The 12,638-nt window shown below is 42.8% G+C and carries 10 protein-coding genes and 1 tRNA gene; 1 reads left to right on the forward strand and 10 read right to left on the reverse strand.

Features of this window, described 5'->3' with window-relative positions:
- Positions 1-15: 15 nt before the first annotated feature.
- The 8 genes from PGY05_RS08975 to PGY05_RS09010 form a co-directional block, all read right to left on the reverse strand.
- The gene (locus PGY05_RS08975; RefSeq protein ID WP_008371023.1) at positions 16-1,086 is read right to left on the reverse strand and encodes a galactose/methyl galactoside ABC transporter permease MglC; all 1,071 of its coding nucleotides are present in this window, start codon (positions 1,084-1,086) and stop codon (positions 16-18) included.
- A gap of 30 nt (positions 1,087-1,116) precedes the next feature.
- Positions 1,117-2,613: a sugar ABC transporter ATP-binding protein gene (locus PGY05_RS08980; protein WP_022220687.1), complete on the reverse strand. Its 1,497-nt coding sequence runs from the start codon at positions 2,611-2,613 to the stop codon at positions 1,117-1,119.
- Between the two features lie 137 nt (positions 2,614-2,750).
- Positions 2,751-3,884, reverse strand: coding sequence for a galactose ABC transporter substrate-binding protein (locus PGY05_RS08985; RefSeq protein ID WP_055155997.1), 1,134 nt, complete (start codon positions 3,882-3,884; stop codon positions 2,751-2,753).
- A gap of 232 nt (positions 3,885-4,116) precedes the next feature.
- Positions 4,117-5,136 carry a substrate-binding domain-containing protein gene (locus PGY05_RS08990; protein ID WP_022220685.1) on the reverse strand — a complete coding sequence of 340 codons (1,020 nt, stop codon included), beginning with the start codon at positions 5,134-5,136 and terminating at the stop codon, positions 4,117-4,119.
- Complete coding sequence (locus tag PGY05_RS08995) at positions 5,123-6,847, reverse strand: sensor histidine kinase (protein ID WP_215651659.1); 1,725 nt, start codon at positions 6,845-6,847, stop codon at positions 5,123-5,125. Before PGY05_RS08995 ends, PGY05_RS08990 begins: the two co-directional genes overlap by 14 nt.
- Positions 6,834-8,429 carry a response regulator gene (locus tag PGY05_RS09000; RefSeq protein WP_117835912.1) on the reverse strand — a complete coding sequence of 532 codons (1,596 nt, stop codon included), beginning with the start codon at positions 8,427-8,429 and terminating at the stop codon, positions 6,834-6,836. Before PGY05_RS09000 ends, PGY05_RS08995 begins: the two co-directional genes overlap by 14 nt.
- 197 nt (positions 8,430-8,626) lie before the next feature.
- The gene (locus PGY05_RS09005; RefSeq protein ID WP_008371036.1) at positions 8,627-9,115 is read right to left on the reverse strand and encodes a QueT transporter family protein; all 489 of its coding nucleotides are present in this window, start codon (positions 9,113-9,115) and stop codon (positions 8,627-8,629) included.
- A 463-nt stretch (positions 9,116-9,578) separates the two neighbouring features.
- Positions 9,579-9,649: transfer RNA gene (locus PGY05_RS09010), tRNA-Gly, on the reverse strand.
- Between the two features lie 148 nt (positions 9,650-9,797).
- Between PGY05_RS09010 and pepI the strand changes: the two genes are divergently transcribed.
- Positions 9,798-10,679 carry a proline iminopeptidase gene (gene pepI, locus PGY05_RS09015; RefSeq protein WP_022220301.1) on the forward strand — a complete coding sequence of 294 codons (882 nt, stop codon included), beginning with the start codon at positions 9,798-9,800 and terminating at the stop codon, positions 10,677-10,679.
- A 224-nt stretch (positions 10,680-10,903) separates the two neighbouring features.
- Here the strand turns inward: pepI and PGY05_RS09020 are convergent, their stop codons facing one another.
- Both PGY05_RS09020 and PGY05_RS09025 read right to left on the reverse strand, forming a co-directional pair.
- Positions 10,904-11,485 (reverse strand): xanthine phosphoribosyltransferase, encoded by a 582-nt coding sequence (locus PGY05_RS09020; protein ID WP_022220300.1) that lies wholly within the window; start codon positions 11,483-11,485, stop codon positions 10,904-10,906.
- Between the two features lie 80 nt (positions 11,486-11,565).
- On the reverse strand, positions 11,566-12,444 hold the full coding sequence (locus PGY05_RS09025; protein ID WP_270475710.1) for an aldose 1-epimerase family protein: 879 nt from the start codon (positions 12,442-12,444) through the stop codon (positions 11,566-11,568).
- Positions 12,445-12,638 lie beyond the last annotated feature (194 nt).

Consider the following 12,638-nt stretch of genomic DNA (forward strand, 5'->3'; position numbering starts at 1 on the left):
CCCAGCCTTTTCTTTTTATTTTCTTACCAGATATTTTCTCATATCAATTGCACATGCGATCAGAATAATCAGACCTTTGATCACATACTGCATATTCTGACTTACTGCCAGGAACTGCAGTGCAACGAAGATGATTCTCAGAATGAACACCCCTAAAACAACGCCGCTAATCTTACCGGTACCACCTACAAAAGATACACCACCGATTACACAAGCAGCAATCGCATCACACTCGTAGTTCAGACCTGTATTTGCCTGGTTGGAACCGATACGTGCAGATTCAATGAATCCAGTGATACCATACATGCATCCTGCAAGTGTATGTACCAGAATGGTTGTTCTCATAACATTTACACCAGATACATTGGCAGCTTCCGGGTTGGAACCAACTGCGAACATATTCTTTCCAAATGTTGTCTTATTCCACATGAACCACATGAATACAACTACGACACAAGCGTACCATACATAGTTCGGTATCGGAACGCCACGGATCTTTAAGAAACTTCCTGTTACAAAATTCTTAAAGGATTTGTCCAGTCCGGAAAGTGGCTGTCCGTTGTTACCGTTCAGCATAATGTACATCAGAAGAATTCCGTATACAATCAGCTGTGTTGCCAGTGTTACAATGAATGGATGTAAGTGGAATTTCGCTACGAAGAATCCATTTACCCATCCAACAATACCTCCGACTACGATTACGATCAGAATAACCAGTGGTATCGGAAGAACCGGAAGATCCGGGAAAATTTTGGTTGCATAAGTTACTGACTGCAAAAGTGATGCAGAAATACATGCTGTAAGACCTACAACACGTCCGGCTGAAAGGTCTGTACCGGTAAGTACGATCGTTCCTGCAATACCACACGCGATCGGAATGTTCGCTGCAGACAGCGAGATAATGTTAACAATAGATGCCACGCTCAGGAATCTGCTGTTCTGTGTGTAAGTGTAAATAACTGCGATAATGATCAGAAGATAAATCGCATTATTGATAAGTCCTTCTTTCCACGCTTTTACCTTGTCTGCGGAATCCAGTGCTTTGTATTCTGCATAGCGTGATTTTATATTTGCAAATGCTTTCATCTGGGAAGCCTCCTTCTTTTTGTTTGAAAATTACACATACTTTGCTGCGTAAGTCATGATCAGTTCCTGTGTCGCCTCTTCTGCGTCAATCTCTCCGGCAAGTCTTCCACCGGACATAACCATGATACGGTCACAGATTCCGAGAAGCTCCGGCATTTCTGAAGAAACTACGATAACTACTTTGCCGCGGTTCGCAAGATCGATGATGAGCTGATAGATCTCATACTTTGCACCGACATCGATTCCTCTTGTCGGCTCATCCAGAAGCAGTACTTCCGGATCGGTAAGAAGCCATCTTCCAAGGATAACCTTCTGCTGGTTTCCACCGGAAAGTGCACGGATCTTTGTCTCCTGCGACGGTGTCTTTGTCCGCAGCGCATCAATATATTTCTGCGTATCTTCTTTCATGGATTTTTCACTCAGATAAAATCCTTTTTTGTGTCTCTTTAAGCTAGAGATAACGGTATTTTCACGAATGTTCAGGATGCCGAAGATACCGGTTGCTCTTCTCTCTTCTGTCAGAAGTGCAAATCCGTTCTTGATCGAATCCTGTGCATTCTTATTGCTGACTTGTTTTCCGTCAAGTTTTATCGTTCCTGATTTCCTGGTTGCAATTCCAAAAATTGTCTCCAGAGTTTCTGTACGCCCACTTCCGTCAAGTCCGGCAATTCCAAGAATTTCTCCTTTTCTTGCTTTGAAGGAAACATCATTCAGGATCGAATACATTCCGGAAAGGTGTTCCACTTCAAGCGCTACATCGCCCGGTTTATTTGTCTTTGGCGGGAACTGATTGGTAAGCTCACGTCCAACCATCAGGCGGATGATATCATCCATCTCCAGATCATCTGCTTTCTCGGTTGCTACCCAGGTTCCGTCACGCATGATCGTGATTTCGTCTGAAATCCGTTTGATCTCTGCCATTTTATGTGAAATGTAAATGATTCCGCATCCTCTCTTTTTCAGCATCTCAATGATATCAAACAGATGCTCTACTTCCTGCTCTGTAAGGGAAGAAGTCGGCTCATCAAATACGATGACTTTTGCATTCACAGATACTGCTTTTGCAATCTCTACCATCTGTCTCTGTGATACCGGCATCGTACTCATGATCCTTTTCGGATCTACATCAATTTTCAATTCTTCAAATACTTTTTTTGTGTCGTCATAGATTTTTTTCTCATTTACCATGACGCCGCCCACTTTCGGGTAACGTCCGAGCCAGAGATTATCCATGACGTTTCTTTTGAGCGCCTGGTTCAGTTCCTGGTGAACCATTGCAACTCCATTTTCAAGAGCTTCTTTCGAATTCTTGAAATTAATCTCTTTTCCCTCCAGCTCAATCTTGCCACTGTCTTTGTCATAAATTCCAAAAAGGCATTTCATCAGTGTTGACTTTCCGGCTCCATTTTCACCCATCAGTGCATGGACAGTGCCTGCTTTAACTGTCAGGGACACATGATCTAATGCTTTTACGCCCGGAAATTCTTTACAGATATCCGTCATCTGCAGTAAAACATCCTGTTTCATAGCTGTCCTCCTGTCTCTCATCTTCTAATCTCGCATACCTTTCGAACCTGCCGCTATGCAGTTCCATCCGGCTGCGTCACAACTTTAGAAAAGGTGGCTGGCCAACCACCTGGCCGCCACCTTTATTTTTTACATTTTTATTTTCCTGAGTATTCCTGGTAAGGAATGAAGATCTTGTTGCTTACTTTTTCGGAAATATTGTAAGAATCTGTTCCATCCATCAGATCTTTTCCACCTGCTGCATTCTTAGCAAGGTCTGCGATACAAGCTGCCATACCATCTGCATCCTGTTTAACAGTTGCTGTCATCTTGCCATCAGCGATCAGCTGTTTTGCTGCGTCTGTAGCATCAACACCAAATACCGGGATCATCTTGCAGTCTTTGCCTGTTCCAAGGTTGTATCCCTTATCATTCAGAGCTGAGACTGCACCCTCTGCCATACCGTCATTGTTGCAGATAACAAGTTCGATCATGTTATTGCTTCCTTCGTTGTACTGGGAAAGGTTGGTTGTCATATAGTTGTTAGCTGCTGTTGCACTCCAGTTACCATCCTGGTCAACCTGATATTTGTCACTGTTAGAAGCGTCAAAGTATTCCAGTGCCGGTTTGCCGGCGTCTGTGATGATCTTATCTGCATCTTCTACAGCAAACTGTGTACGATAAATAGCTTCTGCATTTCCGAGCTGTCCCATGAACATTGCGTAAGAGATCTTTCCATCTCCGTTGAGATCCATTTCATCAAAATGTTCTACTACATAGTTACCGATCATTTCGCCCTGCATATGTCCTGCTTCCGGAGCGTCTGTTCCTACAAATGCACACTTGTCATAGCTTCCAAGTACATCGCCTTCTGTCTTGTCATCTTCGATCGCACGGTTAAAGAAAATAACCGGGATTCCTGCTGCTTCTGCTTTTTCAACGATCTGAGAAGAAGCATCTACAGAACCAGATGTAACGATGTTGACGATCAGTGCTGTAGCACCTGTCTGGATCGCTGTATCAATCTGTTCGTTCTGTGTTGTCTGGTTGCTGTTTCCATCATAGTCCTGATATTCAACACCCATCTCGTCAAGTTTTGCATCGAGTGCTGTACGGACAGATGCGATATAAGTATCAGAATAGGTATAGTAGAATACTGCGATATTAGCGTCTGATGATTTCTTATCACTGCTTCCACCATCACTGTCACTCTTACCGGAGCCCCCGCATCCTGCAAGCATTCCAAGTGCCATCACACCTGCGAGCATCGCTGCTACAATTCTTCTTTTCATAATTTCGTTCCTCCTTGTATAACGTTTACTTGATGATACGAGTATAACAAGAAGGGAATAAAACACCCATGTGAAAAACTACGAGGAGTTTGTGAATTTCAACGTTTATATAAATTTTTACTTAATTTCGTCCATAAATGTTTCAAATGCCCAATTCTTTAAAAAGCTGTAGTCCAAATATTTTTCAGACTACAGCTTCTATACTTCCGAGCAGCTACAAACATTCCACCCGTTACTTTTCTTCAAATGAAAACAGCGCCTTCTGGCTCTTATCATCATACATATTTTCTCTTGTCACCAGAATACTGCTGGTTGCCGTCTCTTTCTTTTCCGGCTTCTGACCATTCAGTAGTGTATTGATCTGCTCAATCCCCAGGTATCCCATCGCATATGGGTTCTGGACGATCAGCGCATCTACATTTCCTTTTTCCAGCATTCCAATGGATTTTACGTTACTGTCAAACGCAACAACCTGCGTCCGCTCTCCGGCGCCAAGTGCTTCTACCGCATCCCCGACTCCAAGTGTTGTCCATTCATTAAATGTCACGATCACATTGATCTGCGGATTGTCAAGCAACATCCTCTCGGTGCCCTCTCTTGCGTCGGTGATCGTAGACTTCACATTGATGGACGCCGTAATATTTGCCCGGTCATCATTAAGAACCGTATCCCGGAATCCCTTTTCACGAAGCTGCCCGTTCTCCGTACTCTTATCAAAATTTACGATTCCGATATTTAGATTTTCCGCCGGATTACCAAGCACTTCTTCTCCTGCCATACATCCGGCTTCATAATTGTCTGTACCAATATAGCATTCCACAGCCTCACTGTTTACCGGACTGTCCACAACCACAATTCTGATTCCTGCCTTTGCCGCACGGTCGATTGCTTCCGCATTCTTTTCAAAATCAATGGCAGAGAACAGAAGTGCATCTACCTGTTCCCGGATTGCCCGGTCTATCATTTCATTCTGCGCCTCATAATCTTCCTCACCGTCTCCATCCGGTCCTTCGCACACCAGATCCAGATTATATTCCGCACTTGCCGCACCGGCTCCCGCATATGCAGACTGCCAGAAAGAAGAATCCATGGATTTTGTCAGAAACACTACTTTTTTCTTCTCGATGACGCTATTTGTACTGCCTTCTTTTCCTTCCCCAAGTCCGTCACCCGTCAGGACAAAAAACAGAATTGCAAGTAGGATCACACCTGCATCAATTGCAATAAATGGTTTTCTTCTACTTTTTCTCATATTCTTCCTCCCTGACCTTCGGCATACGGATCGTCACACAGGTTCCTTCATCCAGCTCACTTGTGATATTCAGTCCATAATTGCTTCCAAAATAAATCTTGATCCGGTCATTTACATTCTTGATTCCGATTCCGGTACGGTCTCCCGGCTCTTTGCGCAGAATCTCCCGGCACTGTTCTTCCGTCATACCGATTCCGTTATCCTCCACCTGGAAAATAATATCTTCTCCGTCCTCAAAAATACGAATCCAGATCTCACCCTCATCGATCATCTGCTTTACACCATGATAAATTGCATTCTCGATAATTGGCTGCAAAGTAATTTTGTTACAAAGATACGAAAGACACGACTCTTCCACCTCAAATGAATAGGTAAATTTGTTCTTATACCGATAATTTTCAATCTTCAGATAACTCTTTGCATGTTCCACTTCTTTTTCGATCGGAATCAGCTCATGCCCTTTACTGATACTGATACGGAACAGCCTTGCAAGTGCCGTAACCATCTCTTCTGCATCTTCATTTTTCCCGTCTTCACACATCCATGCAATCGCATCCAGTGTATTATACAGGAAATGTGGATTGATCTGCGCCTGAAGCGCTTTCAGCTCTGTTTTCCGCAGTGTGATTTCTTCCTGTCTGACCTGCTCCATCAGCTTCTGGATCTTCACAACCATGTGTTCAAACGAGTTGGATAAAGTCGTGATCTCTGTAGTTCCCGCCATCGGCTCAAATACAAAATTTTCAGCATTTTTTTCAAACCGGTGCATGTCATCAGCAAGCTGCCTTACCGGTGCTGAGAACAGTTCTGAAAATGCCCATCCGAGAAGAAAGACTGCTCCCATAACCAGACACAGGACGATCAGAAGTCTGGATACCGCACTGCTTACCTTCTCCGTAATCATTTCATCTACATAGCAGACACCTACAATTTTCCAGTCACAGTTCTCCAGATTTTTCACAGTATAGATCGCCTGTTCCTGAATATGTGTCCCTTCTTTTAAATCCATTCCCTTCTCTTCTTTTAACCCGGAATAAATGAGCTGCTGCTGTGGATGATAGATCAGATTGCCTTTTTTGTCCGCAATATAGACATAGCCGTGCTGCCCGATCCCTACATCATCAACATAATTGGCAATGTCAGAAAAACGGATGTCAATATTTACCTGTATACTGGTTCCGTCTTCTTTCTGAATCTTCTGGTAAACGGTTACAACCCATGGATAATATCCCTCAAACAAAGATTCTACATATGGTTTGGTTATACGCAGCCTGCCATCGTCATCTTCCATTTCGGTACTCTGAACAATGCGATAATTCTCTTTCAGCTTCTGCCCTCTGTTCCAGTAACGCAGAAGCTCCCCATCTTCACCACAGATTGTTACCGCTACTACATCGGAACGGATATTTACCAGATTCTGGATATATTCCTCAGAATGATTATTCTCATGACGCATTCTCGCCACGATCCCTTCCAGTATGATCCGCATATCCTGTGTATAATTCTCAACCGTATTCTGTACCTGTTCACAGCTCTGGGAACTGCTTGTCACTGCACTTTGCTCCATTGCATTCCGGTAAATCTGAACAAAAATAAGCGTTGCAGCCACTACCGAAATCAGGACGATTCCCATTACCATTGCAATAAACACACCGGAAATAGATATATTCCATCCCTTGTGCTGATCTGCTTCTTTTTTACGCCTGTTCATGTTCCCTCCTGTATTTGTTCGGTGATACTCCAGTCAGCTTTTTGAAGCAGTGGCTGAAATAATACTGATCCTTATAACCACACAGCTCTGTAATCTCACCGATCTTCATACCGGTACACTGCAGAAGCTCCATTGCCTTTTCAATTCGTTTTTTCGTCAGGATCTCAACCAGTGAACTGCCTGTCGTCTTTTTTATCAGACTGCTGAGATAATTCGGCGACACCCCGATCTCTTCACTGATGATCATAACAGACAGATCCTGTTGGGCATAGCGGTCCTGTATGATCTGCACTGCCTGCTCGCAGATCACCTCGCTGCTCTTCTTTCTCTGATCCATAAGCATTTTTTTAGCCTCCATACACAGCATTTTTATGATCTGAAAATTCTCTGCCATACGTTCCATTTCACGCATCTGCTGCATGGAATATTTTTTCTGAAGAACTTCTACACCACATTCCCCGATTGCCATATAAATAACCTTATATACTGCCGCCCCGATCTCGGTCAAAAGTATCGTACTAAGTACCAGTGTATTCTTGCCTCCATTTCGCAGCTTCTTTTCCAGATCATCCAGATAAATCTCCAGATCCTCTGCCATTCCACCACGTAAAAAATTCTCCATCGTTGCTGTAATTTCCTGTATTTCTCCCTGTTCCAATCCCGATCCGTGCTCTGCATCGGAAATGAAATAGACACTGCTTTTATCCTTTCTGGAATAACTGAGCGCATTCATTGCCTCCAGATAGCTCTCTCTGCATTTTCCAAGAGTATTCACACTCCTGCTTACCCCGACCTGACAGCAATATCCCATAATACGCTCCACACTCTGAACAATTTCTTCTACAATAATATGTAAATACTTACCCATACCTCCCGGAGTCGTCGCGATCAGCGATACCACTCTTCCTTCCAGATGGCAACTTACATAATGAACATATTTTTTCAGGATCATATCAACTGCATTTACACTGCTATAGCTTGTCTGATCCTTTCCATTTGCATCACGGATTCCGGTTACAAGCACCACATACTGCATATTATCCGGCTTTGGATTACGGATCAGCTCACATTCCTCTGCCCGCTCAAGAAGTGCCTCTTCGGACACCCGTTCATTCTGAAAGCTGTCGAGCAAAAGCGGAATAAGGAATTGCGTCTTGCGGATGTCCAGCTTCTCTTTTCTTTCTTTGGTAAATTCTTCCACTCGCTGATCCATGGCTTTTTTAATCTTTATCAATTCCGCCTCGATCTCTTTTGCTGAAATCGGCTTCAGCATATAGCTTACAATATTATATTGAATTGCCTGCTGCGCATAGGTAAAATCATCAAATCCACTTAAAAATGCGATCTGTACCATCGGGCGAACTTCCCTGACCGCCCGTGCCAGCTCAATCCCCGATAAAAATGGCATCTTGATATCGGTAAGGAGCAGATCTGGTTCCAGCTTTTCAACCAGTTCCAGCGCGTCTGCACCATTTTCAGCTTCCCCGACCACTTCAAAACCAATCTCTTCCCACTTTACCCTGCGAACAAGACTTCTTCGGATTTCCTCCTCATCATCAGCAACAACAACTGTATATTTCATATTTCTCCTTTTTTCACTTACTGTCAAACTTTCATCTGGTTACAGTTTCTCTTTTTATATTATAGAAGATTCTTATCCACTTTTCCATAAATATATCTCCACTCAAATTTGTAAAATTCTACGATTGTATACACAACAATAGTATAAAAAACGGACAGGCTGAATAGCTTTTCAGTCTGTCCGCTTTTTACATCTTCTTATGCTGTTTTAAAAATTACATTTTTATAACGATTCAATGCAGTATAAAGGACTAATCCAAGCACACCACATCCGACAACTTCTCCGACACCAACTGTCAACATCATAAACGGAATCGGAAGTGCTACTCCATATCCGTAACGAAGTACAAACGGAACGATTACTGTGTTAGCAATAATCGGTGGTAACGGTGCAAGGAAACGGTTTTTGTTACGAAGCTGATAAGTAAAAAATGCTCCGATCAAAGTTGCAATGCTTCCGAAAATGATATCCGGCAGGATTGCTCCTCCGAGAATGTTTCCAACAATACATCCAACGAAAAGTCCAGGAATCGCTGCCGGTGTAAATACCGGAAGGATCGTAAGTGCTTCTGCAATACGTATCTGTACTTCTCCGAATGAAAATGGTGCAAATACATAAGTAAGCACCACGTAGATTGCAGCGATCATCGCTGCCTGAGTCATAAATGCTACATTCTTGTTCTTCATATGAAATTCTCTCCTCTAGTTTTGTTTTACGAGTGGAAGGTCACGAACACTCGATTCATTTTCGCGCAACAATGAGTCTGGCGACCATGCTTGCATGGACATCTGACGAATGCCGCGGAAGGCACATACTGTAAGTATATGACCTTACGCCGGAAATCGGCGGAACCCCTTGTACGACCTTGTTTTTCGGGGTTTTGTAACGGGTGTTAGTATAGCATGGGACGGATGAAAAATCAAGATTTGTCCAAAATTTGTCCAAAATTCATTTTAGGTCTCAGAAATAATATGATACAACAGCTTCCTTGTCTGCTGGCAGCAGGACGCAAGGGGTGACCGAAATGTTCACCCTTATAATCGAGCCGACATTTTAATGTACCAGTCAAAAATGACTAAATTTTTCTCTATAAATCAGGAGCCCGGTCACCACTTTGGCGACCGGGCTCCTGATTTAAAACATAACAAAAGCGGGTGATGGGAATCGAACCCACGTATCCAGCTTGGAAGGCTGGTGTTCTACCATTGAACTACACCCGCGTGACTCTTATTATTATATTCATCATTCAACTGTTTGTCAACAATTTTTTTGTTTTTTTTATTTTTTTATTTTTCCACTTTTTCTTTCCCTTACTTCATTCTGATGTTATAATGAAGAGACTCAGTATACTGATAGGAGGGATTAAATATGAAAATTACAGAAGGCTACATGCCTTATCTTGGATACAAAACCTACTACCGTATTGCAGGCGAATGCTCCGGCAATAAAAAACCACTCATTCTGCTTCACGGAGGACCTGGTTCTACACATAACTACTTTGAAGTACTTGACCGGCTTGCTGATGAAGGTCGTGCAATTATTTCCTACGACCAGCTCGGCTGCGGTAATTCTTATGTAGAAGGACATTCAGAACTCTGGTGTTCTAAAACATGGATGAATGAACTGATCGAACTCAGAAAATATCTCGGACTTAATGAACTTCATCTTCTCGGACAGTCCTGGGGCGGAATGCTCTCAATCGAATACTTATGCGATCACAAACCAGAAGGGATCAAATCCGTTATTCTTTCCAGCACCCACCCATCTTCCAAATTGTGGGCCCAGGAACAACACCGTATGATCAAATTCATGTCCCAGGAAGATCAGGACGCCATTGCCAAAGCTGAAGCAACCGGCAATTTTGACGATCCGGCATATCTCGCAGCCAATGAACGCTTTATGCTTCTTCATGCCGCCGGCGTACCAAAAGACACCGATCCTGAATGCCTGCGCCGTCCAAAAAAAATTGGAACAGACTCTTATATCACCGCGTGGGGACCAAATGAATACACGCCAATCGGAAATCTCAGCAACTATGAGTACCGTGACAAACTGAAAAATATCAAAGAACCGGCACTTATCATCAACGGAACCAACGATCTGTGCACTCCACTGGTTGCAAAGACCATGTATGACAGTATCCCGAATTCACGCTGGGAACTTTTTGATGACTGCCGTCATGTATGCTTCGTTGAAGATACCGACCGCTATTGCAGGCTTTTAAATGAATGGATGGAGCAAAACGACTAAACCTGCTCAGCGTGATTGGATATATTGTTATCTTTGGCTCTTCACTTTCCATGTTTTTCTATAACCGCTCGTGGGCCAGCTAAAACAAATATCACTCTCTTTTTGTATATCAAAAAGTGCAGATCCCTGTGAAAATACAAATCTGCATTTAGCTCATCATATACGCAAAAGACGCATATTCCCGACAAAATTTTTGTTCAGGCATATGCGTCTTTTTGCACTTTTTACTGCTCTCTGAAAGTGATCTCACCCGTCTCACTGTCCATAGCTTCTACAATCGCAAGTGATTCCAGCGGATATCCAAGGTTGCGGATGATTCTTCCGCCGGACTGGAATCCTTTTTCGATCACAATTCCAATTCCCTCTACAGTTGCACCTGCCTCTGTAACCAGCTGAATCAGCCCCTGCAGCGCACATCCATTCGCAAGGAAATCATCAATAATGAGCACATGATCTTCCTCTGAAAGAAATTTCTTTGCTACAATTACCTGGTTCTTGCATTTGTGGGTAAATGATTCGACTTCTGCTACATACATCTCCCCTTCCAGATTGATGCTCTGTGTCTTTTTTGCAAATACAACCGGTACATGAAAATGCTTGGCTACAATACAGGCAATCCCGATACCAGAAGCTTCGATTGTCAGGATCTTGTTGATATTCTTATCTGCAAATCTCTTCTTGAATTCCGCTCCGATCTGGTCAAATAATTCAATATCCATCTGATGATTCAGAAAACTGTCCACCTTAAGAACATTTCCCTCTTTCACGATTCCATCTTTGACAATACGTTCTTCCAAAAAGTTCATCTTACGTTCTCCTCTTCCTTTAATATTCCATGTATTTTTTTCATTGTATCAGTCTGAGCCATGAAACGCAACCCTCTGCGCTATTTTACCAGAATCTTATAATCCTTTTCAAAAATATCGCCCGGTTCCAGTTCATTCCCCCACTCCCTGTTTTCCAGAATATGGTCAAAATCTTCTCTGTCACTTCTTCCATACCATGGCTCAATGCATACGAAAGGTGCGTGTTTTTTTGCCGGAGACCAGATTCCAAAAAGCGGTGCATCAAATTCTACTTCCAGATAAACCTTTCCATCTGCATCCGCAAGACCGATCCTCTGTGCCTGATGATTTTCAATAATAAGTGCATCCTCATCAAATAAATGTTCCTTAAGCTTCAGACATTTTCCGAAAAGATTTAAGATTTTTGTCCGTGGACAAAGTGCACCTTCTTCATTCAGGATGCTGCTCGTGAGCGGTCCTTCTGTATCAAATACCAACTGACAATCCTCCTGCTTTTCTCCTTCTTTCAAAGGACAGTTAAATGCCGGATGCCCTCCGATCGAAAAATACATCTTCTTATCATTTGGATTTTCTACTTTCCACATTACTTCCACCTGACGTCCGGAGAGTCTGTATCCTACTTTCAGAATAAAATGAAATGGATATTTTTCCAAAGTACTTTCTGTATCTTTCAGTACAAACCAAATCTCTTCTTCTGTCTGGCTCTCCAGATCAAATTCCATGTCTCTTGCAAAACCATGCTGTGACAGCGTATATGTCTTTCCTTCGTATACCGACTGCTTCTGCACATAATTTCCTACGATTGGGAAAAGAACCGGTGATGTTCTTCCCCAGAACTTTGGATCTGCCTGCCACAGATATTCCTGCTCTGTCTTATTGTCTTTTAGCGATTTCATTTCTGCGCCTGCTGAAATAACAGTCAGTGTAAGTTCTTCATTTTTCAGTTGATATGCTCCCATTTTTATGCCTCCATTCCTTTCTGTATCTACTTTTCTGCCTCTACGCCGGCAAATTGCGTATTTAACAGAATCCCGGTTAAACAAAAAGCAGGAGAAATGCTGTAAATTCAACGTTTCTCCTGCTTTTCAAACACTGCCGCAGACCGGAATCGAACCGTTTTTCTTAATCTCAAATACTGATAGAAAGGGGCTTT

Origin of the sequence: Coprococcus sp. AF51-11b1, assembly GCF_027682785.1 — a bacterium.
GTDB classification, from domain to species: Bacteria; Bacillota; Clostridia; order Lachnospirales; family Lachnospiraceae; genus Allocoprococcus; species Allocoprococcus comes.

What these genes read in the sequence shown, in the direction of transcription:
- PGY05_RS08975 (WP_008371023.1), bottom strand. Translation starts at nt 1,086, where the DNA reads ATGAAAGCATTTGCAAATATAAAATCACGCTATGCAGAATACAAAGCA.
- PGY05_RS08980 (WP_022220687.1), bottom strand. Translation starts at nt 2,613, where the DNA reads ATGAAACAGGATGTTTTACTGCAGATGACGGATATCTGTAAAGAATTT.
- PGY05_RS08985 (WP_055155997.1), bottom strand. Translation starts at nt 3,884, where the DNA reads ATGAAAAGAAGAATTGTAGCAGCGATGCTCGCAGGTGTGATGGCACTT.
- PGY05_RS08990 (WP_022220685.1), bottom strand. Translation starts at nt 5,136, where the DNA reads ATGAGAAAAAGTAGAAGAAAACCATTTATTGCAATTGATGCAGGTGTG.
- PGY05_RS08995 (WP_215651659.1), bottom strand. Translation starts at nt 6,847, where the DNA reads ATGAACAGGCGTAAAAAAGAAGCAGATCAGCACAAGGGATGGAATATA.
- PGY05_RS09000 (WP_117835912.1), bottom strand. Translation starts at nt 8,429, where the DNA reads ATGAAATATACAGTTGTTGTTGCTGATGATGAGGAGGAAATCCGAAGA.
- PGY05_RS09005 (WP_008371036.1), bottom strand. Translation starts at nt 9,115, where the DNA reads ATGAAGAACAAGAATGTAGCATTTATGACTCAGGCAGCGATGATCGCT.
- pepI (WP_022220301.1), top strand. Translation starts at nt 9,798, where the DNA reads ATGAAAATTACAGAAGGCTACATGCCTTATCTTGGATACAAAACCTAC.
- PGY05_RS09020 (WP_022220300.1), bottom strand. Translation starts at nt 11,485, where the DNA reads ATGAACTTTTTGGAAGAACGTATTGTCAAAGATGGAATCGTGAAAGAG.
- PGY05_RS09025 (WP_270475710.1), bottom strand. Translation starts at nt 12,444, where the DNA reads ATGGGAGCATATCAACTGAAAAATGAAGAACTTACACTGACTGTTATT.